This is a genomic window from Peredibacter starrii (assembly GCF_034259205.1).
Classification (GTDB): domain Bacteria; phylum Bdellovibrionota; class Bacteriovoracia; order Bacteriovoracales; family Bacteriovoracaceae; genus Peredibacter; species Peredibacter starrii.
In genome coordinates this window covers 535350-551939 of the sequence record NZ_CP139487.1, presented here as the reverse complement: position 1 = coordinate 551939, position 16590 = coordinate 535350, and the positions used below count along the sequence as shown (strand labels likewise).

The following is a 16590-nucleotide window of genomic DNA, read 5'->3' as shown; positions in this document are numbered from 1 at the left end:
ACCTTTTTACAAGTGACCAAAATTATGACTTAGGTTAGACTAGATTTTATTGCGACGAGTTTCTTAAACCCTTAAGGTTTTGACAAGGAAGAATCTTATGCCCAGGGTGTCAATTACAGACACGACGAAGACCTTTGACGTGAATGAAGGTGAGATTCTTTACGACGCTTTATACGAGCATGGAGAGGTATTACCTCATGGGTGCCTATCTGGGTCTTGCGGGGCCTGTCGGGTGGAAGTCACAGCAGGGAAAGAGCATTTGCAACCCCCTGGAGTCATTGAACAGAATACCATTGATGCCCTTAAAGACGAGTTTCGAGGGCAGCGAGGAGAGGATTTCATTAAAAACAAAGAAATCCGACTGTCTTGCCGGGCCAAGGTTCATGGGGACGTCACTATCGTCCCGATAAAATAATCTTAATCTTTTTTGAATTGTTGACGCTTTTTCGAACGAATCTTCATGTTGATGGCATTGGCCGCGTTCACAGCATTATCCCAAGCGGTATAAATCTGTTTCTTGGTATTTGCCTTCAAATCCCCTGCTACATACAGACCTGAAATTGAAGTAAGCCCCGATTCTTCGGCCTTCACAAAACCACGCTCATCCAAATCTGCACCCAACTGCTTGGCGATTTCGTTATAAACAATCATGCCCATCGATACAAAACAGATGTCGGTTTCAAATTTAGTTCCATCCGAAAGCATGAAGCCTTCCAGGATTTTCCCTTTCTCTTGGCCCAGAACATCTGAGATCTCTTGCTCGTAAACTTTGATTCCATACATCTCAATGAGCTTTTTAGTGTCGTCCTGAAACTCGGCTTTTTTCCCATTCGTCAGAATAGCAAAGTTCTCGGGTTGATAGCGCTCATAAAGCATAATCGCCACCCAAGCAGCTCCATTACCGTGTCCAATCACGGAAGCGCGTTTTTGAAAAACGTGATGACCGTCACAGATTAAGCAGTAATCAATGGTCTGAGCATTGGCGTAATCAAAAACGGTTTCAATTGAACCTTTGATCTCAGGTTGAACATCCATCACTCCAGTACAAAGGATAATATACTCAGCGAGATGAACCTGGTTTTTAGAATCAGTGATTTCAAAAATCTCGCCCTTCTTCACGACACTCGTCACACCCACGTTTTTATGAATAAGAAGATTATCTTTGAAAGGAGATTCCGCGATCCACTTTAACGTTTCAGCATTCGGCTCTTCAATGCCACGCTTGTATTGAAAGTGGGCCGGCATGTTTTCAATCTTTCTTACCCATAGAGCGCGCGAACGCTTCTTGTCCTTTGGAGAACCAGGAAAGAACAGACATTCATCGTTATTAAGAACAGTACGAAGAACTGCCATGATACCGGCGGAACCTCCGCCGATAACACAGACAGGATAAATTTTTTGATCCATGATTACTTGGCTCCAATGGCCTTATGGTGATCGTTGTCAGAAGTTTCTTTAGACTCTTTCTTATCTGGCTCGCGAAGGTGCAGGCCAGTAGTCGACTTGATCTTAACTTCTTTAATCTCAGAACTCTTTACGCGTACTAACTCGAATGAATAGCCGTCCCAAATAATGAGGTGACCTTTCTTCGGAAAGCTATTACCAAGCTGCTCCATCAAAAAGCCGTTTAGCGTTGAGTAGTTATCGTTAAGCGGGATCTCAATATCGTATTCATTATAAAGATCACGAAGAGAAATCGTTGAAGGTACAAGTACCCCTTCTGCACTCTCCACACCCGGAATTAGATCTTCTTCATCATCATGCTCATCCTGAATTTCACCAAAGATTTCTTCCATGATGTCTTCCAAAGTCAGCATTCCTACGACGATACCGTTCTCGTCTTTCACGAGGGCCAAGTGAACTTTCTTACGGTTCATGTGATCGAATACGGCCTGAATTTTCATGTGTTCGTACACAAAGAAAGGTGGCTTCACATACTTAGTGATGTCGAAGTTTTTCTGTTCATCCGGACCCATGAAGGCCAGATCTTTTACGTGTAAAAATCCTAGAACATCATCTAAATCTTCGTCGTAAACCGGATAGCGGCTATGAGCGACTTCCCGAACCATTTTAATCACTTCAAGGAAGCTGGAATCTTTTTTGATCGCTTCAATTGAAGTACGTGGAACCATGATGTCTTTTACTTTGATCGAAGGAAACTCAAGGATTGAGTTCAGTAGATCAATTTGTTTTGAGTCCATGGTGCGGGTCTCTTCCGCCATCTCAACCATGACTTCAATATCATCTTTCGTGACGGCACGACTTCTTACGTTCGCGTTCTTACCAAGTACCAATTGAATGATTTTGGTGAAGGCCTTCACAACCGGCCACATCAGATAATAAAAACCAGTTAGAATTAAAACTGATGTTGCAGCAAATTTCTCAGAGTGACCACGACCTACCGTCTTCGGCGCAATTTCTCCGAATAACAGAATCATCATGGTAGTCACACCTACGCTAATGGCGAGGGCATCATTTGAGAAAAACCTTTCCGCAATACTTGCAGAGAGAGTCGCAATTAAAATATTAACGAAGTTGTTTCCAACTAGAATGGTCGTAAGAATATCGTTTGGCATTTGCAGCCAACGCTTCATGGCCCAAGAATCCAGGCCATGCTCTTCAGCGATTTGCTTCGCCTTCTCGTGAGGAAGTGAGAGTAATGCGGCCTCAGAGCCCGAGAAAAAAGCAGACAATAGGAGAGAAACAACAAGAACTAAAATCTCTTGATCGGTACTCATAAATTAAAATTGGGATTTAGTGGTTAGAGAAAAAATATAAGATCGTTCAGCCGGGGGTTCGATGGGAACTAACTCCTGTTAAGTTAATGAAATAGCAGAGCTATTATAGCACACCGGCCCCAAGAACTGCAAAGGTACGCAATTTATTTTATTTAGCCCCTATGGTTTTAATGAGATAGAGGCTTGCCCTTAAAGTCATGGTCGGCATAAACAATACGGTCATTCATTTCGTGATCGAAATCACGGATGTCGGCCATATTCGCCACCCTACGGAAATTGGTCTGGCATTTGTAACAAATGGCAACCATCGCAAGACGACGGAACAAGAAAAGATCTACTAAATAAAGCGCCACTAAGCTCAGACCGTAGGTCCAGATCGAAAGAATGGCCGCGATTACGAACAACAAAACACCAATCTTACGGTTGAAGTCTTTCTGCTTGTAGAAGTCCTGACGTGAACAAACCGGACACTCTTTTAGAACACCTGCTTCATGTTCATGAGTAAAGTGAACATCCGAAACGTGCTTACAAACACCACACTCAACTTTATGAGCATTGTGATCAGGCACAACTTCAACGCTAGAACCGCATTCTTTACAAGTAATCTGAACTTCCATCATAGAGGTAAACCGTGTTTTGCCATGAGATAGACTGATATTAATTCGCCCACAATAACAAAAAACTCCACGATGTAAAGCACACCGGTAGCGCTCTGAATGGAACGGATTTTACATAGGCGAAAAGTGAAAAAACTGAGAATGACAGGTGCTACAAATCCCCAGAGGTATCGCATAGATACAAAGAGCCAGTTATACATGTAACCGTCTCCTACAATACTGCCTTCAGCAAGATAAGGAGCGCCGATCGAGAAGATTACCGCCAGTGACGAGATGATTTTTAGGAAAAAGGCCATCCAGAATATAAACAAACAATAGATAAGTGGCTCTTCCGAGAGCTTCGGTACAACCAGATAATAGTGACCAAGAAGCATTGAGAAGTTACTAATTCCCAATAGCGCCATCGACATAAAGAAGAACATGATCCAAATCGGATCAAAGGTAAACACGTGGAACGCGAGTACGCAGAAAGTAATGATCTGCAGAACATATAGAACCCACATGAACCAATCTTTTTGATCTTTATGAAAGATGGAAGTGATGACGTTGGTACTGATGAGAATTCCGTAGCACCACCATTCAATCGGAGTTAGTGCTGGTGCCATGAAAAAATCCACACCCAGTGCCAATACTAAACTCGCCAGAACAATTGACGTTCCTAATTTATAAAAGCCCACACCGGTAAGTTTTGTACTTACCACTGGTGAGAAGAGCTGAGTTCCAAAGGCCAATGAAAATAGGAAAAAATGCGTGATGATCTGGGTAATGCTATTCATGGGCCCTATCATATAGCGCATGATAGAGATCATCAATGATCTGATGGTTTGGAGAAGGAATCTGGCCGGTAAAAGGGCGACTTAGATCAGGATTTTCAACCTTTAACCACTGCCCTCTTCCAATCAGGCTCGGCTGATCCGGAAATAAAAATACATTTAATAAAATCGTCTTATTAGGAAGTGGGTTGGTGTAAATCCCCATGAAGCGTCCAAGTTTTGGATCAACCTCTATCCCCACTTCTTCCTGAACTTCCCTCACCGCTCCCATGACTGGTTCTTCACCTGGCTCGATTTTTCCACCGGGAAATTCCAAAAGACCATGATAAGGCCCATCGTCCTCACGAACCTGGGTCCAAACCTCTAAAACGTTTCCAGGAAGTTGGCGGTAAAAAAGAGCAAGAGCAACCGGGAGAAGTTTCACACACTTTCCTTGTGCTTTTTAAAGAGAGAGATTTCTAAAAGAAGTAGTTCAAAAACCGCGCTTCCTAAAAAGGTCGCCCACCAAGGCATATGACTCTCATTAAGATAAATGACCAGATACCAAAAGATTCCAGCAGGTAAAACTCTAATGATCCTCTTCACAATTTCAGGCGCCCATCCAAATGGTTTTAAGATGAGATTCTGGAGGTTAACTACCATTTTGAGCATCGACATGCGGTAGCGTCTATCTTCAAACAAGGCAGTTAGATCATTTGAAGCGGTCCAGTTCCAGATATACCCGAAAGCAAAAAGACTCAAGACTTCAATCTCGGGCCAGATGAAATAGGCCACGACTAAAAAAATGGGAAGCAAACAAAGTTCAATGACCTTACGTCTAGGAATCAGGAACGATTGAAATTTCATTCCAAATATCCTTCGCGGTGAAGGAAAGTGATTTCTGGAAATTGAATGCTCGGTGGAGCGTGAAGAAGATAGTTAAACACCGACATAAAATCTGAAGTTTTCAACATTTTCTCACGACCAAACTTCGGCCCCATCTTGTCCCAAAGTGGAGTGTCAATTGCTCCAGGGAAAAGATTGGTGAAGCGAACTTTATGGTTCTTCCACTCTTTCTTTAAACTCTCAATCAGGCCCAATTGGCCAAACTTCGAAGCATTGTAACCGGCCACATTTGGGTAACCGTAGTGAGCGGCAGTAGAAAGAATCGAGATGATATGAGTTTCTTCTTTTACGATAAATGGCTCGAGGTGCTTGAACATCAGGAACGGGCCAATGGTATTGGTCGCCAGATGCATTTCAAAAGTCTCAGTTTCCATTTCGGTCAGAGGACTCATTTCGCACATTCCGGCGTTATTCACCACCAGGTGGATAACATCAGTAAACTCACGAACGGTTTCGTAAAATTCTTCAACTGATTCTTCGGAAGTGATGTCGAGTTCAACATCATAGAAATTATCATGTTCGATTTCGGTTCCAGAACGGGAACCACCGAACACTGTATGGCCTGCGAATAGAAGGGATTTTGTGATTTCAAGACCAAGACCGGAGGAGGAACCAGTGACAATCGCACACTTTTCCATAATTTCCTCCTCCGTTCTTTAATTACTTCGCGATTCCGACTGCTCTTGTTTCTCTGATTACAGAAACCTTGATTGTACCAGGATATGACATCTCCTGCTCAATCTTACGAGCGATATCACGAGACAACATAATTGTTTGTTCATCAGATACTTTCTCGTTCTCAACCATAACGCGGATTTCACGACCAGCAGAGATGGCGTAAGAACGTTGAACACCTTCGAAACCGTTAACAATTTTCTCGATATCAGAAAGACGAGATACATAAGACTCTTTAAGGGCCTTACGAGCGCCTGGACGAGCACCTGAAAGAGCATCACCAGCAGCTACTAAGTGAGCAAGTACTGATTCTGGTTTTTCATCATCGTGGTGAGCGCGGATAGCGTGAACGATATCCGGAGACTCTCCGTATTTTTTAGCGAAGTCAGCACCGATAACCGCGTGAGAACCTTCTGCCGAAGCATCAAGTACTTTACCGATATCGTGCATAAGACCAGCACGACGAGCTTGTTTTACGTTCATGCCAAGTTCAGCCGCCATGTTACCAGCAAGGAATGCTGTTTCTAGAGCGTGCTGATATTGGTTTTGTGTATAAGAAGTACGCCAGTTAAGGGCACCAATTAGTTTTAGAATTTCAGGGTGGATACCGTGAACACCGATTTCCATCTGGGCCTTCTCACCAAGTTCACGTAGACGAGATTCAAACTCGTGTTTACATTTTTCGTAGAACTCTTCAATTTTAGCAGGGTGAATACGACCATCGGCGATAAGACGCTCAATTGTCATACGAGAGATTTCTTTACGAACAACGTTGAATGAAGAAATCGTTACGACACCAGGAGTATCATCGATAATGAGATCCACACCACAAATCTGCTCGAAAGCACGGATGTTACGACCTTCACGACCGATTAGACGACCTTTCACACCATCATCAGCGATTTCCACTGAAGAGATTGTTTGTTCAGCAACATATTCACCAGCAAAACGCTGGATGGCGATACCAACGATACGCTTAGATCTCTTCTCAGCTTCTTCGTTGGCCTCTTCTTCAATACGCTTAACTTTCTTAGCAGCATCAAGACGAGCTTCTTCTTCAACTTGAGCGATAAGTTCGTTTTTAGCTTGTTCTTTTGTAAGACCAGCAACCTGAGTTAGCTTGTTAGCAAGGTCGTCCTGGATTTCAATGTTCTTTTTGATTTCAGCATCAAGTTTCTGAACGCGAGTTTCGATTTCAGTTTCTTTTGCTTTAACACGGTCAGTGTCTTTTTGAATTTGTTCAGTCTTCTGCTCTAGGGCCACTTCTTTTTTAGTCAGGCCGCGCTCGAAATCAGAAAGGTGCTTTTTCTTTTTCTCCATTTCATCTTCAAGTCGGTTTCTTTCATCACGAACAATTTGTTTCGCTTTTTCTTCAGCTTTCTTCTTAACTTCTTCAGCGTCTGCCTGAGCTTTTGCCAGGATATCTTGTGCCGCGCCCTCTTTGGACTTCTGAGCTGATGCATTCTTCATAGATACCGCTAGGTAAGCTACGATTGCACCAACGATCACGCCAACTACGGCCATCATCATTGGATTCATATATTCCCCTTAAAATCTTTTCTGTTGGTTTACATCCCAACAAAATTCTTCCGTTATTATATAGTCCATGTGGCTGTCATGTGCCTCCACTGGAATCTTGTCTACTATCTGCTCGCTCCACGCGAGACCAATCTTCAAAACGTCTTTGCCTTCGAGGTAGCGGTCATAAAATGCCTTCCCTCTTCCTAATCGTGCGCCGTTTTTATCAAAACCGACACCGGGTACCAGTAGCCACTCAGGATCAACCATGTGGTACGGAGGCTCCAACCAAGTCGACCCCTTCGGCATTCCTTGCGGAAGTGCGAAGTGCATTTGTCCTTGTACTAAAACCGGATACGCGAGGCTTAATGGAATTGCTCTAAACAATTCTTGATAAACCGGAGCGATCTCCGCCTTGAGTGGCAAATAGCCAGCGCCAACTTGACCTTGAAGTTCAGGGATAAAGTGAAAAAGTTTGATGAGCTGATTAGTAAGCGAAAAACTTAACGATTGAATGGAATCATTGGGCAAAGAAGTAAGTCTTAATAGCAATTCAGCTCGTAGACTTTCTTTATTCATTAATTCGCTTCAACGCTCACAAGTTCAAGTACTGATTCCAAAGAATTCTCTAACTTTAAGATGTTTGATTTGTACTCATCTTCCAGCTGCAATTTCTCGGTCGCAATTTTTAGTGCAACTAAAACGGCGACATCAGTATCTTTAAGCAAAGGTCGTTTCATCTTGAGATCCTGAATTTCAGACATAACAAGATCGATCACTGCCTTTGCATTGTGACTATCGTTCTGATCAGGTCGCAGCTTTACCTTGCAACCCAAAACATTAAACTCTTTTTCCTGACTTTCGGTCATAGAAATAAGGTAGGCCACACCCGGATAAAAGTCAATGAAGACGGACGGGCAATACTTGTCATTTCAGTAGCTTAAGGTGACTCCAGGCCAACTAAAGTTTTGAGATACAAATCGAGGTCGAAGAGGTGCAAATCATCCACCGATTCGCCCACCCCGATATAGGTAATCGGCACGCGAAGTTGGTCCACAATTCCAACCGCACTCCCCGCTTTCGCCGAGCCGTCGCACTTTGTGAATATGATTCCAGTAAGTTGAAGAGCTTTATGAAATTCCTGGGCCTGTTTCAAGGCATTTTGTCCGGTAATCGCATCTAAGACCAGGAGGACCTCCTGAGGAGCTTCCGGGTTGATTTTCGCCATCACTCGCTTCGTTTTAGTGAGCTCATCCATTAAGTTTTGGTTGGTATGAAGTCGTCCGGCGGTGTCGATTAAGCAGTAATCGTAATTTTCACTGAAAGCCTTAGCAACTGTGTCATAAGCCACGCCACTTGGATCCGCTCCATCTTTAGCACGAACCATGTCCACGCCGGCGCGGTCACACCACACCTGAAGTTGGTCAACGGCCGCAGCACGGAACGTATCACAAGCTCCCACGATAACTTTGGCACCTTGAGATTTTAATTTCGTTGCAAGCTTACCAATCGTTGTTGTCTTCCCAGCACCGTTCACACCCACGATCATGAAAACACGGGTCTTCTTTTCGTTAGCATGAAAATTAAAAACATCTTTATGAATGTTATGCTGAACTGGTTCCATCTTATCTTTCATGAAACCATAAACAAGTTTTTGAATATCGCCGGCCTCTTTGCCTTTGCCTTCTTTCTCTAACTTTTCAAGAAGCTGCTGAACCATTCCAGTTGGGATGTCAGCCGTATAAAGAACTTCTTCGATTTCATCTAAGTGAGGAGTTTCACCTGAAAATAATTGTCCGATTTTTCCCCAAACTTCAGAGCGGGATTTTTCCAAACCAAGTGATAGACGTTGCGTCCAAGAGATTTTTGGAATTTCAACCGGAGCTTTAATCTCTTCGATCTTCTGCTCAAGTATTTCTTCAATCTTTTCAACTTTATCTTCGAGTTTTTTCTCGGCCTGTTTTAAGCGATAGAAATAATAAAAGAGGGCCCCACCAAGAACGATAAAACCACTAACGTAGACTTCAATATTTTCCAACACGAGACTCTGCAAATCCATGAAAGCTTCCTTTTAATGCACGCTAGTATTAACCGTCAGATGACTTATAGTAAAGCCGTAAGAAATCCCATACCATCGCGGCCGTCGCTCCCCACAATAAATGGGTATGATAGTCCTGAGAATAAGGAATGAAGCTTCCTCTACGCATTGGGTGAAATAAAACCGGGAATTTAGCGTAACCATTACGCCAAGCGAACTGCCAGTTATCTTCCTGAATAAGTTCTTTCCAAGGGTAGGCCACGATATCGACCCACTCTCCATTAGATTTAACATCACGAAGAAAGTCCTGAGTGCTCATTTTAAGGAAACACATCACTGGAACAATGGGCTGCATTCGGGCAGTCATTACAATCGGCAAGAAGCCCATGAAGTCGAGACTTTCTCGCGAAAGACTCGTCTCTTCTTCAAACTCTCGTTGGGCCACTTCCCATGGATTCTCTCCATCTTTTTTGTGGCCACCGACGAAGGCCATCTGACCACCATGTGTAGGCATCTTATCTGAGCGCTTAATGAAGAACACAAACTCTTCATTACACAAAAAGACCACGGCCCCTTTCCACTCATTATCCTGGAGGGTATGCTCTGTCTGAACAATTTGTTTTATACGGTGAAAATCCATGCGTCTTCGTTACCAGTTTGAACTCATCCAGATTATACGGAACTATTTCCAGGAGCAAGGCTTCTTGGATGTATTAACTCCCCCGGCCGTGGAAAATCCTGGAATGGAAGTGCATATCCACCCGTTCCAACTTCATTCAGTTCAACAAAAGAAAAATAAACCACTTTATCTTCACACATCGCCAGAATTTTGCATGAAGGAACTTTTGGCCAGTGATGAAGGTTTCGATAAAATTTTTTCTCTGTCTTATTGTTTTCGTGATGAGCCTGAATCGCCAATTCATCGTCCGCAATTCCTCATGCTCGAGTGGTACAGAAAACACGAACGTTATGAAATGATCATGCGAGATGTAGAAGGGCTTATTCAATTTGCCATGAAAGAAGGCATGAAGAAGAAACTACCACTTCGAAAAGAAATGCAGGGACAAGTGCTGGTGAAAAAAACCATGCAGGAACTTTTCCAGGAAGAACTTGGAATCGATGTTCTAAATTACTTAGACGTGCCTTCAATCAAAGAACTGTTAAAACAGTTCCCTGATGTACCTGTGCCTCAAGCTGAACTGCAATGGGACGATTACTTCTTCCTTCTTTATCTCAATCGTATTGAGCCTGTGCTGACGAAGTACCCGCTTCTCATGATTACAGAATTCCCAGCTCCTTTAAGTGCGCTTTCAACTTTGAAGGCAAGTGATCCTCGTGTCTGTGAAAGATTTGAGGTGTATATAAACGCCATCGAGCTATGTAACTGTTTTAACGAATTAACTGACAGTACTGAGCAGGAAAGACGTTTTTCCGAGCAGAACCTCCTTAAAAAGCAGCTCTACGGATATGAGTTACCTAAGCCCCTGCAATTCTATGCAACTATGAGAAAAGGACTGCCTCCTTCCGCCGGAATCGCCCTAGGGGTTGAGCGCCTGCTCCACGCCCTATTTGAAGTGGAAAATCCCTTCTACACTTAATTCTAAATAAAAAACTCCGATAAGATCGGAGATGAATAAGCTATTAATTTTAATCCTAATTTCTATTCCTTTGACCGGGTTGGCCGCTGCTGACTTTAAAGGTTGTGGTGTCTATTCCATGCACGGACGACTCATCAAAAATGAGAAAGACCAATTGGTGTATCTCGTTCATGGTGGCACTCGTTCGCAGCTTGATTTCGCTGTTAACGGTGATGACGTTGCAACGTTCGCTGCCTACCTAGATAAACCAACAAGTATTGAGGCAGTCATTCCTAAACCGATGGAAGGAACGAAGGGCTCAATCAAGAAAATTAGTAAGATTAACATCCGTCTTCCTGATCCACTAAATCCTGAACACGATTCTTTCATCTCGTTAAAATCCAAAAAAGATTGTGAGAAATAATTATGAAACATTTTCTATTCTATTTCACATTCCTCATTTCTCCAGTGGCACTTGCTGAAAGTAAGCAGCTCTATTTTATGGGTGCTGGTGGTGAGCCAAAAGGATCGGAAACAATCTTTGATGAAAACATTAAATCAGTCGGTAAATTCACTAAGAGCCCTGGTTGGGACACCACTCTGAGTGTGAATGGTGGACATTCAAAAACTGAAAGCATCATTCGTGGTGAATTCTCAGGTTCAAAGAATCTGGGAAGTTTTGATCAGGCCAATTACGAGCGCATTCTCAGTGACATGAAAACCAAACTTCAAAACGGAACGCTTAAATCCGGTGATAAGCTCATGGTGGTTTTCGAGACCCATGGAGCGAAAAAACGAGATGATCAAAAATCTCATAGTATAGCGTTCGCAGGAGCTGAGGCCAAGAATTTAGAGAACCTTGAAGGTGCTAAGATGGGTTCGTTGGACACTCTTGAAGAAGTGGTAAAACTAGCGGAAGAAAAGGGTGTTAAACTTGCCATCGTCGACTTGAGTTGCTACTCGGGCAACACTCAAAAACTCGCGAGTTCTAAAACCTGTGTCATCTCAAGTACGGGTACAGATCACCCTGGCTATACTGGCGGATATACTAACTACTTCTTTAAAAAAGTTAAAACTGACTTCCCCGGAAATTTCACTGATGGACTTAAATCAGGACGAAACCTGGAAGAAATTTTTTTAGAAGCGAGAGAAAAAAGTCAGGCAGCTGACTATCCTATGATTTCGACTGAAGCTGGAAAATATACGAGTGAATATCTCTATACTCTGATGCTGCCATTTTTAAAGCACGAGAAAAAGTACAATGGTTTCACGAGAAACTATGGTCGTTCGCAGGCCGAATTCGATCAGCTCTCTTGTCAGATTCGCGATGACTACACTGACCTCATGAAATTTTTAGGCGATATCGATCAAGTTCAAGCAAACGTGATTGATACCAAACCGCTGCGAGCGGCCCTTACAAATTACAGAAACTACCAGCTTGAATATGAGCAAATGAAAAAAGGCATCTTTGATGTAGGTTCAGAAGTTAAGAAGATTCTGAATCAGAATTATTCAAATGAGGCCGAACTCTTTAAGCATGAAGAAGGAATTGCCATTTTAAAAGCAGATTACAATGCCGCTATCGCCTCAGTTCAGAAAGACCTGGAGATGTATCGTAATAATCCACCGAACTATCTTAAGGCCGATGTGGTGGCGATCCAGATTCAGAGAAAAGTCGATGAAATCAAAATGATCGAACGAAAGAGAGCAATTCAATCTGACTTAAAACGTAGAGTTGGCTCTACTTATGAAGCACTTAATTCAAAGTTAAATCAGAAATTTTCTGATGAGGCGCTTGAGAAGACTTATGACATGGCAGAATCAGTGAGGAAGGAAACGAAGAAGCTCTATGGTGAGCTTTACCGTCAGAAAAGCTCACCGGCCAATAATCCTTGTAAGGACTTTACTCTCTAATCATTTAGCAGTTGAAGCCCGTTCATCACAGTGTGAAGTTTGATAATGAATTCAGACTTAATGTGCTGAATGGGCATACTCTTCGCCCACTCATAATGATATTTCGCAGATGGCTCTTTTCTGATTTCAGACTTTAAAAGTGGTTCGTAATCTTTAGCCACTTCTGCAGAGAACAAAGCGTACCAACGATAAAGAGCATCCAAATCTCTCGACTCATAATATTCCATCAGATCCAGACCCTTTTCTGTAAAAATTCTCTTCAGCGAATAAAGATTCAGCTGATTAAGAGATTCAGTCTTAAATGTCTGATTCAGAAATTTCTGGCTGAACATTAAGCAAAAGTTCAGAAGTCTGGCAGATGGTTTTTCTTCAATGCTCTCTAGACCGTTATACACTTCATCTAAAACCAGCGCCTGATAAATCCCTTCACGAGATCCACCCTGGTCTAAAGTGTTTAACCAGCTTGAAAGATCTTCATCCTTCGCTTGAGTTTTTCTTGTGACTTGAAAGAGTTCTTCAACAAACTTGTAATCAAATTGTTTTTTTCTTTCTACAGGAAGACGATCGTATTCAGTCGGTTCTTTTACTTTCTTGCTGTAACTCTCAACATCAGTTGCTTTTTTTACTTGTTGAGGAATGGTCGGCATGACGACTTCCGGAGCTTCGGGAGCAGGAGCTGCTCCGAGTAGTTTATTTCCCCACTCTGCTCCAGCTACTCGAGTGACAAAACTTCTAAGCGACGTCTTCCAACCTGGTTCACTCACTACTTCTTGAGCGAGAACGTTGAACGCAAGTAAAAGACCAAGTACGATTGTCAGCTTTTTCACCAGATAACTCCTTAAATTTTCATTTATTATAAGTCAAAAAGCGACCTCAACTACTAGGAGATTCTTGCCTTGGGAGGCACGTAAAGTCATTTTGCTCTATGATAGGACTAGAGGTGCTCTATGCTTGAAAGACTGTTTGGTAAGAAAAGAAAGATCAAAGATGACGTGATCGTAACGGCCGTTGTGACGCAAACTTCTGCTCTCATCAACAACCTTCATCAGCAAATTGACCTGCGCTTCAAGGAACTCTCCGCTCAAGTCAAAGAAGTTGAACTGGGTCTTGCTCAGATGGAAACAAAGCTTCTAACTAAGGACTTAAAAGATAAGCAGGCCTATGGTCTTCTTCACTATAAGCTGCACGAAGCGAAAAACAGCAAGCTTAACGATGAAATTCGAGATCTCGAAGAGCAACTAAACGCGAAAAAGAACGCGCTGAAAGATCATTAGTTGCACGTATGAAATCCCATCTCTTTAATTGCCACCTTTGATCCCAGATAACGATCAAGGTCCCATACTCGCGGCTCAGTCCAGTTTGAATCAAGTACCAAAAGTTTTCGGCGACCTTTCGAAATGAAAGCTCCGGCCGCCACAATCACGTGACCACTTGTCGCTCTCTGCCCTACTTTACGGGGAAGCCAAAGACGTGGATCACGACTCACCGGCGTCTCATAGTCCGTCACTTCATAAGTCGAGGCCACCATATCTGAACCGATATTGAAATCGATCAGCACTGGTTTTCCTTCAGAGGTTTTCTGAAAGAGGAAGTCCGCTGCCTGTCTTGAATTATTGAATGGATTGTTACGACAGTTGAAACCAAAACGTTTCCCATGCATTTTCATGAGACTCGTAATGTTAGTTTTGTTTTGAATATAATAGATATCAATCGTTTCTTCTAAGAGCTGCATGCGACGACGATCAGACTCCATCACGGACATTAGTTCCGGAGTTCCTTTCCAACCTACCTCGTACATTTGTCCCCAAAAATGAAGAACTCCGTAGGCGGTACAAGTTGAACCTTGTTGATCTATCGGACTAATAATGGCTTGAAATGTGTTCTTTCTAAATCCACTGACATTTTGTGGATCGATCATGGTGATGCGAGTTTTTTGTTCATCTAGAAATAGAAATTCAGCGGTCTTCCCATCCTGAGTCACCATTCGACCAAGAAAAATCGCAGGCTTTTGCTCACGATAAGTTTTGAAATCAAGTTGAACTCTTGATCCAATTCCTAAATCAGTAATTTGATTTTTAATGGGATTCACGACTCGAACATTTACCTCTTGGGCAAAAAGCGAGAGTGAGAATAATGCGAGGGAGAGGGTGATGAATTTTTTCATGTGCCAGATGTAGCACAGGGAAATCGAGACTTTTATTTAGTGTGAAACTTATATAGGAAGGGCAGCCGAAGCTGCCCTTAAAATTTAGATAATTCTGCCAACTAGGTCGTAATCAAGAACGTCAGTGATCTCCACTCTTACGATGTCACCGGCCTTCGCCATACCATCGTTGATGATCACTTTACCGTCGATATCAGGGGCCTGACCAGCATGACGACCTTGCAGGAGTAGCTCAGTCTCTTCATGCTGCCCCTCTACTAACACATCGATGACCTTGCCCAGGTATTCCTGGTTAAGTTCTCGTGCAATTTCTTTTTGAGCTTCATAAAGTTGTTCGAATCTTTCATCGATCACTTCTTGAGGAACTTTGTTCTTAAGACGAACTGCTGGAGTCCCTTCCTCATCAGAGTATTTGAATACGCCAAGGTGATTGAAGCGAGCTTCTTTGATACCTCTTAAAAGGGCCTGGAAGTCTTCTTCTGTTTCACCAGGGAAACCTACGATGATCGAAGTTCTAAGAACGATTCCTGGAATCTTCTCGCGAAGAGTTTTAATTTTTTGGTGGATAACTTCTTCAGTTACACGTCTATTCATTCTCTTTAACACACCATCAGCAAAATGCTGAACTGGCATATCAAGATACTTTGTGATCTTCTTAGACGAGGCCATAAGGTCCATCACGTCTTCAGTTAAATCATCCGGGTAGAAGTAAAATACGCGTACCCAATCAATGCCTTCAACTTTCTCAAGACGAGAAAGAAGCTCATAGATCATTGGGTTTTTGCCGTCTTTCTTCCCGCCGCCCTCTAGATCAACGCCGTAATCAGAGAAGTCTTGAGAGATAAGGTTCAACTCACGCACACCTGTTTTTGCCAGCTGTTCAGCTTCAGCAACAAGTGAATCAACTGTACGAGAGCGAAGTTTTCCACGAAGAGTCGGGATAATACAGAAAGTACAGTTACGGTTACATCCTTCTGAGATTTTTAACCATGCCATATAGAATGGAGAAGTATTCAGACGAGGATCGAATTCAGTGTGAATGAATTTTGGAATTTCTACGAATGATTTCTTTTCAAGTTTTCCATCTTCCATTGCTTTAAGAAGTGGAACGATCTTGTGATATTCACCTGTACCGATGAACATATCGATTTCTGGCATTTCAGCTTCAAGCTCACCCGCATATCTTTGGGCCATACAACCTGACATAACAAGCGCCTGGCACTTACCATCTTCTTTGTAAGTCGCTAGATCTAAAACTGTTTCAATTGATTCAACTTTCGCAGCCTCAACAAATGAACATGTGTTAACGATAATCACTTCAGCATCTTCTGGAGCTTGAGCGATTGTGAAACCATCGAGTTTTAGGTGACCCAACATAACTTGTGAATCAACTAAGTTCTTAGAACAACCCAATGAGGTAAAGTAGAGAGATTTCTCTTGGAATTTTTTTGTATCGAGACTCATTCGTGCACCTATTTTTTGAATTGGAACTTTCTAGTGGATTCAGAGGGAAATGTCATGCGGATACCCCTGCTAACCTGTAAAAAAGTCATGGTAGAGTAGCAAACATGACCCACAGTGACAATTTGCGCAAAATTGCAGAGTTTTCTGGTCTAAGTACAAAAAATCATTACACTTTATTCATAGAAAAAGCCGAGTCTCAGGGTCAAGCCGGGGAAAATGTGCCTTCG

Annotated in this window: 20 protein-coding genes; 5 read left to right on the top strand and 15 right to left on the bottom strand. The window is 42.6% G+C overall.

Annotation, left to right across the window (positions count from 1 at the left end):
• Positions 1-97 precede the first annotated feature (97 nt).
• Positions 98-415 carry a 2Fe-2S iron-sulfur cluster-binding protein gene (locus tag SOO65_RS02845; RefSeq protein WP_321396611.1) on the top strand — a complete coding sequence of 106 codons (318 nt, stop codon included), beginning with the start codon at positions 98-100 and terminating at the stop codon, positions 413-415.
• A 2-nt stretch (positions 416-417) separates the two neighbouring features.
• On the opposite strand, the gene SOO65_RS02840 is transcribed toward SOO65_RS02845, so the two are convergent.
• The 12 genes from SOO65_RS02840 to SOO65_RS02785 form a co-directional block, all read right to left on the bottom strand.
• Entirely contained in the window at positions 418-1407 is a 990-nt protein-coding gene (locus SOO65_RS02840; protein WP_321396608.1) for an NAD(P)/FAD-dependent oxidoreductase, read from the bottom strand.
• A 2-nt stretch (positions 1408-1409) separates the two neighbouring features.
• On the bottom strand, positions 1410-2738 hold the full coding sequence (locus SOO65_RS02835) for a hemolysin family protein (RefSeq protein WP_321396606.1): 1329 nt from the start codon (positions 2736-2738) through the stop codon (positions 1410-1412).
• A gap of 167 nt (positions 2739-2905) precedes the next feature.
• Positions 2906-3358 carry a hypothetical protein gene (locus SOO65_RS02830; RefSeq protein WP_321396602.1) on the bottom strand — a complete coding sequence of 151 codons (453 nt, stop codon included), beginning with the start codon at positions 3356-3358 and terminating at the stop codon, positions 2906-2908.
• Positions 3355-4131 (bottom strand): hypothetical protein, encoded by a 777-nt coding sequence (locus tag SOO65_RS02825; RefSeq protein WP_321396599.1) that lies wholly within the window; start codon positions 4129-4131, stop codon positions 3355-3357. The genes SOO65_RS02830 and SOO65_RS02825 overlap by 4 nt, the downstream gene beginning before the upstream one ends.
• Positions 4124-4552 (bottom strand): NUDIX hydrolase, encoded by a 429-nt coding sequence (locus SOO65_RS02820; RefSeq protein ID WP_321396596.1) that lies wholly within the window; start codon positions 4550-4552, stop codon positions 4124-4126. The genes SOO65_RS02825 and SOO65_RS02820 overlap by 8 nt, the downstream gene beginning before the upstream one ends.
• Complete coding sequence (locus SOO65_RS02815) at positions 4549-4974, bottom strand: type 1 glutamine amidotransferase family protein (protein ID WP_321396593.1); 426 nt, start codon at positions 4972-4974, stop codon at positions 4549-4551. Before SOO65_RS02815 ends, SOO65_RS02820 begins: the two co-directional genes overlap by 4 nt.
• Positions 4971-5651, bottom strand: a complete 681-nt coding sequence (locus tag SOO65_RS02810) for an SDR family oxidoreductase (RefSeq protein ID WP_321396588.1) — start codon at positions 5649-5651, stop codon at positions 4971-4973. Before SOO65_RS02810 ends, SOO65_RS02815 begins: the two co-directional genes overlap by 4 nt.
• A 22-nt stretch (positions 5652-5673) precedes the next feature.
• On the bottom strand, positions 5674-7227 hold the full coding sequence (rny, locus tag SOO65_RS02805) for a ribonuclease Y (RefSeq protein ID WP_321396586.1): 1554 nt from the start codon (positions 7225-7227) through the stop codon (positions 5674-5676).
• 9 nt (positions 7228-7236) lie between these two features.
• Positions 7237-7785: a 5-formyltetrahydrofolate cyclo-ligase gene (locus SOO65_RS02800; protein WP_321396583.1), complete on the bottom strand. Its 549-nt coding sequence runs from the start codon at positions 7783-7785 to the stop codon at positions 7237-7239.
• Positions 7785-8075, bottom strand: a complete 291-nt coding sequence (gene zapA, locus SOO65_RS02795; RefSeq protein ID WP_321396580.1) for a cell division protein ZapA — start codon at positions 8073-8075, stop codon at positions 7785-7787. Before zapA ends, SOO65_RS02800 begins: the two co-directional genes overlap by 1 nt.
• A gap of 71 nt (positions 8076-8146) precedes the next feature.
• The gene (gene ftsY / locus SOO65_RS02790) at positions 8147-9265 is read right to left on the bottom strand and encodes a signal recognition particle-docking protein FtsY (RefSeq protein WP_321396577.1); all 1119 of its coding nucleotides are present in this window, start codon (positions 9263-9265) and stop codon (positions 8147-8149) included.
• A gap of 28 nt (positions 9266-9293) precedes the next feature.
• Positions 9294-9884 (bottom strand): NUDIX hydrolase, encoded by a 591-nt coding sequence (locus tag SOO65_RS02785; RefSeq protein ID WP_321396574.1) that lies wholly within the window; start codon positions 9882-9884, stop codon positions 9294-9296.
• On the opposite strand from SOO65_RS02785, the gene SOO65_RS02780 reads away from it, so the two are divergent.
• Genes SOO65_RS02780 through SOO65_RS02770 form a run of 3 tightly spaced genes read left to right on the top strand, consistent with a single transcriptional unit; the run spans position 9883 to position 12735 of the window.
• The gene (locus SOO65_RS02780) at positions 9883-10842 is read left to right on the top strand and encodes an amino acid--tRNA ligase-related protein (protein ID WP_321396572.1); all 960 of its coding nucleotides are present in this window, start codon (positions 9883-9885) and stop codon (positions 10840-10842) included. The two genes, SOO65_RS02785 and SOO65_RS02780, sit on opposite strands and share 2 nt — an antisense overlap.
• A gap of 31 nt (positions 10843-10873) precedes the next feature.
• A complete protein-coding gene (locus SOO65_RS02775; protein WP_321396569.1) occupies positions 10874-11245 on the top strand; it encodes a hypothetical protein in 372 nt (123 codons plus the stop codon).
• A 2-nt stretch (positions 11246-11247) separates the two neighbouring features.
• Positions 11248-12735, top strand: a complete 1488-nt coding sequence (locus tag SOO65_RS02770; RefSeq protein WP_321396566.1) for a hypothetical protein — start codon at positions 11248-11250, stop codon at positions 12733-12735.
• Here the strand turns inward: SOO65_RS02770 and SOO65_RS02765 are convergent.
• Complete coding sequence (locus SOO65_RS02765; protein ID WP_321396563.1) at positions 12732-13562, bottom strand: hypothetical protein; 831 nt, start codon at positions 13560-13562, stop codon at positions 12732-12734. The genes SOO65_RS02770 and SOO65_RS02765 overlap by 4 nt on opposite strands.
• A gap of 120 nt (positions 13563-13682) precedes the next feature.
• Here SOO65_RS02765 and SOO65_RS02760 point away from each other — a divergent pair, with 120 nt between their 5' ends.
• Positions 13683-14009: a hypothetical protein gene (locus SOO65_RS02760; protein WP_321396560.1), complete on the top strand. Its 327-nt coding sequence runs from the start codon at positions 13683-13685 to the stop codon at positions 14007-14009.
• Here the strand turns inward: SOO65_RS02760 and SOO65_RS02755 are convergent.
• Positions 14006-14899 (bottom strand): hypothetical protein, encoded by an 894-nt coding sequence (locus SOO65_RS02755; protein ID WP_321396557.1) that lies wholly within the window; start codon positions 14897-14899, stop codon positions 14006-14008. The two genes, SOO65_RS02760 and SOO65_RS02755, sit on opposite strands and share 4 nt — an antisense overlap.
• 84 nt (positions 14900-14983) lie before the next feature.
• Positions 14984-16363, bottom strand: a complete 1380-nt coding sequence (gene rimO, locus SOO65_RS02750; RefSeq protein WP_321396554.1) for a 30S ribosomal protein S12 methylthiotransferase RimO — start codon at positions 16361-16363, stop codon at positions 14984-14986.
• Positions 16364-16590 lie beyond the last annotated feature (227 nt).

Coding starts and splice junctions, on each gene's coding strand:
- SOO65_RS02845 (WP_321396611.1), top strand. CDS start 98: ATGCCCAGGGTGTCAATTACAGACACGACGAAGACCTTTGACGTGAAT.
- SOO65_RS02840 (WP_321396608.1), bottom strand. CDS start 1,407: ATGGATCAAAAAATTTATCCTGTCTGTGTTATCGGCGGAGGTTCCGCC.
- SOO65_RS02835 (WP_321396606.1), bottom strand. CDS start 2,738: ATGAGTACCGATCAAGAGATTTTAGTTCTTGTTGTTTCTCTCCTATTG.
- SOO65_RS02830 (WP_321396602.1), bottom strand. CDS start 3,358: ATGATGGAAGTTCAGATTACTTGTAAAGAATGCGGTTCTAGCGTTGAA.
- SOO65_RS02825 (WP_321396599.1), bottom strand. CDS start 4,131: ATGAATAGCATTACCCAGATCATCACGCATTTTTTCCTATTTTCATTG.
- SOO65_RS02815 (WP_321396593.1), bottom strand. CDS start 4,974: ATGAAATTTCAATCGTTCCTGATTCCTAGACGTAAGGTCATTGAACTT.
- SOO65_RS02810 (WP_321396588.1), bottom strand. CDS start 5,651: ATGGAAAAGTGTGCGATTGTCACTGGTTCCTCCTCCGGTCTTGGTCTT.
- rny (WP_321396586.1), bottom strand. CDS start 7,227: ATGAATCCAATGATGATGGCCGTAGTTGGCGTGATCGTTGGTGCAATC.
- SOO65_RS02800 (WP_321396583.1), bottom strand. CDS start 7,785: ATGAATAAAGAAAGTCTACGAGCTGAATTGCTATTAAGACTTACTTCT.
- zapA (WP_321396580.1), bottom strand. CDS start 8,075: ATGACCGAAAGTCAGGAAAAAGAGTTTAATGTTTTGGGTTGCAAGGTA.
- ftsY (WP_321396577.1), bottom strand. CDS start 9,265: ATGGATTTGCAGAGTCTCGTGTTGGAAAATATTGAAGTCTACGTTAGT.
- SOO65_RS02780 (WP_321396572.1), top strand. CDS start 9,883: ATGCGTCTTCGTTACCAGTTTGAACTCATCCAGATTATACGGAACTAT.
- SOO65_RS02785 (WP_321396574.1), bottom strand. CDS start 9,884: ATGGATTTTCACCGTATAAAACAAATTGTTCAGACAGAGCATACCCTC.
- SOO65_RS02775 (WP_321396569.1), top strand. CDS start 10,874: ATGAATAAGCTATTAATTTTAATCCTAATTTCTATTCCTTTGACCGGG.
- SOO65_RS02770 (WP_321396566.1), top strand. CDS start 11,248: ATGAAACATTTTCTATTCTATTTCACATTCCTCATTTCTCCAGTGGCA.
- SOO65_RS02760 (WP_321396560.1), top strand. CDS start 13,683: ATGCTTGAAAGACTGTTTGGTAAGAAAAGAAAGATCAAAGATGACGTG.
- SOO65_RS02755 (WP_321396557.1), bottom strand. CDS start 14,899: ATGAAAAAATTCATCACCCTCTCCCTCGCATTATTCTCACTCTCGCTT.
- rimO (WP_321396554.1), bottom strand. CDS start 16,363: ATGAGTCTCGATACAAAAAAATTCCAAGAGAAATCTCTCTACTTTACC.